Source organism: Mesorhizobium sp. M4A.F.Ca.ET.020.02.1.1 (assembly GCF_004022645.1).
In the GTDB taxonomy this organism is placed as follows: Bacteria; Pseudomonadota; Alphaproteobacteria; order Rhizobiales; family Rhizobiaceae; genus Mesorhizobium.
The window spans coordinates 1-2,003 of sequence record NZ_RZOI01000931.1 but is presented as its reverse complement, the minus strand read 5'-3'; the positions used below and the strand labels follow the sequence as shown (position 1 = coordinate 2,003).

The following is a 2,003-nucleotide window of genomic DNA, read 5'->3' as shown; positions in this document are numbered from 1 at the left end:
TCAGCGGCATCCGCCATGTCCTGGACAGCCCGCGCACCGACAGCGTCCTGGCGAAATCGCCGCCGCGCCGGCGTTCATCCTCCGACAGCGAAGCATCGTCGGCGGCCGTCGGCACGAAGCGCAGCCTGGTGACGAGATGATTGAATTCGGCAAGGTCGGTCAGCACCGCGGCCGGATCGGCGCCGGTGTCGTACTGGGCGCGGAATTCGGCCAATGCCGCCGCGACGTCGCCCTTCATGACATGCTCGAACAGGTCGACGATGCGGGCGCGGTCGGCGAGGCCGAGCATGGCGCGCACCGCCTCGGCGCTGACCGCGCCGCTGCCATGGGCGATCGCCTGGTCGAGGATGGAGAGTGAATCGCGCGCCGAGCCTTCGGCGGCGCGCGCGATCATCGCCAGCGCGTCGTCGTCGACCGAAATGCCTTCCTTGGCGGAGATCGCTGACAGGTGCGCGACCAGGGCGCCGGCATCGATGCGTCTCAGGTCGAAGCGCTGGCAGCGCGACAGGACTGTGATCGGCACCTTGCGGATCTCGGTGGTCGCGAAGATGAATTTGACGTGCGGTGGCGGCTCTTCGAGCGTCTTCAGCAGGCCGTTGAAGGCCTGGGTGGAGAGCATGTGCACTTCGTCGATGATGTAGACCTTGTAGCGGGCCGAGACCGGCGCGTAGCGCACGCGCTCGATGATGTCGCGGATGTCGTCGATGCCGGTGTGCGAGGCGGCGTCCATCTCGATGACATCGACATGACGTCCTTCCATGATCGCCTGGCAATGCTCGCCGGGGATGGAAAGATCGACCGAAGGCTGGTCGACGGTGGCGGTCTTGTAGTTCAGCGCCCGGGCCAGGATGCGGGCCGTGGTCGTCTTGCCGACACCTCGGACGCCGGTCAGCATCCAGGCCTGGGCGATGCGGCCGGAGGCGAAGGCATTGGTCAACGTGCGGACCATCGGTTCCTGGCCGATCAGCTCGGAGAAATTCGAAGGGCGGTATTTGCGCGCCAGAACGCGATAGGCGCCAGCCTTGCCTGTCCCCAGGCTTTCCGCCCCCGAATTTCCGGCTTCGCTCATTCGCCGTCAAAGCTCCCAGGACCGCGACGGAAGGCGGCCGTTTCCTGCGCATAGTTTCGCCCGCACGGCTTGACGCCGTCAATGTCGCGAAAGAAAGGCGAAGAGGTGGGAGGCTGGAACAATGACCCGTTCCGGGCTCGTTAGGGCTGCTTCCTTCCGGACCTGACCCGGTTGGCGAGTGGATCGTCCACCACCAACCTCCCGGCCTCCATATCGGCAATTCGACGATGAAATGCAAGGGCGGAGCGGAATCGGCGGCGCCGGTCGTGCGCGGCGTACTGGCGGGCGCGTCTTCAAATCCGCAATACCGGCCAATGATTCGCTTGCAGCCCCTCTGCAGCCGCTCTAGCGTTCATCGGTCAAAAAGACGGTGCAAAGTCCAAAAAAGTGAGGGAAACGCCAATGCTGCCGGGCCTCAAGGCCGGATTCACGCTCGACGCCAGGCTGGAGGCGGACAGCGAGCAGCTGATGTGGCTCGGCCTGTGCGAACTCAGGCTGATGAACGACTGCCGCTGGCCATGGCTCATCCTGGTGCCGCAGCGGCCGGGCGTGGAGGAAATCCATGACCTGACGCCGCTCGACCAGGCGATGCTGACCTTCGAGACCAACATGGTGGCGCAAGCGCTGAAGAAGGCGACAGGCTGCACCAAGATCAATACCGGCGCGCTGGGCAACATCGTGCGGCAGCTGCACATCCACGTCATCGCGCGCTCGGAAGGCGATCCGGCATGGCCGGGGCCGGTCTGGGGACATGGCCTGCGCGAACCCTACAGTAATTCCGAGATCCGCCGGTTTGCCGAAACGATCAAGGCGGCGCTATAAGCTGACCCGTGTCCATAAAGCTCTGAGTCCCCATGCCCTTCCGCCTGTTTGACGCACCCTTGCGGGAGCCCAGCCAGCTCGTCGGCTTCGCCGGCAACCAGATCGCTCGGCA

Annotated in this window: 2 protein-coding genes and 1 other RNA gene; 1 reads left to right on the top strand and 2 read right to left on the bottom strand. The window is 65.0% G+C overall.

Translation table 11 applies throughout. From position 1 onward, the window contains the following. Positions 1-1,069: DNA polymerase III subunit gamma/tau (locus EN742_RS33265; RefSeq protein WP_128333787.1), on the bottom strand; the 1,069-nt coding region annotated here is incomplete at its 3' end. Positions 1,070-1,174: 105 nt separating this feature from the next. Then, positions 1,175-1,271, bottom strand: an RNA gene (gene ffs, locus EN742_RS33260) — signal recognition particle sRNA small type. Positions 1,272-1,471: 200 nt separating this feature from the next. On the opposite strand from ffs, the gene EN742_RS33255 reads away from it, so the two are divergent. After that, positions 1,472-1,891, top strand: a complete 420-nt coding sequence (locus EN742_RS33255) for an HIT family protein (RefSeq protein ID WP_126056702.1) — start codon at positions 1,472-1,474, stop codon at positions 1,889-1,891. Positions 1,892-2,003 lie beyond the last annotated feature (112 nt).

Bases quoted from the DNA above. Each gene is read 5' to 3' on its own strand.
- EN742_RS33255 (WP_126056702.1), top strand. From the start codon at position 1,472: ATGCTGCCGGGCCTCAAGGCCGGATTCACGCTCGACGCCAGGCTGGAG.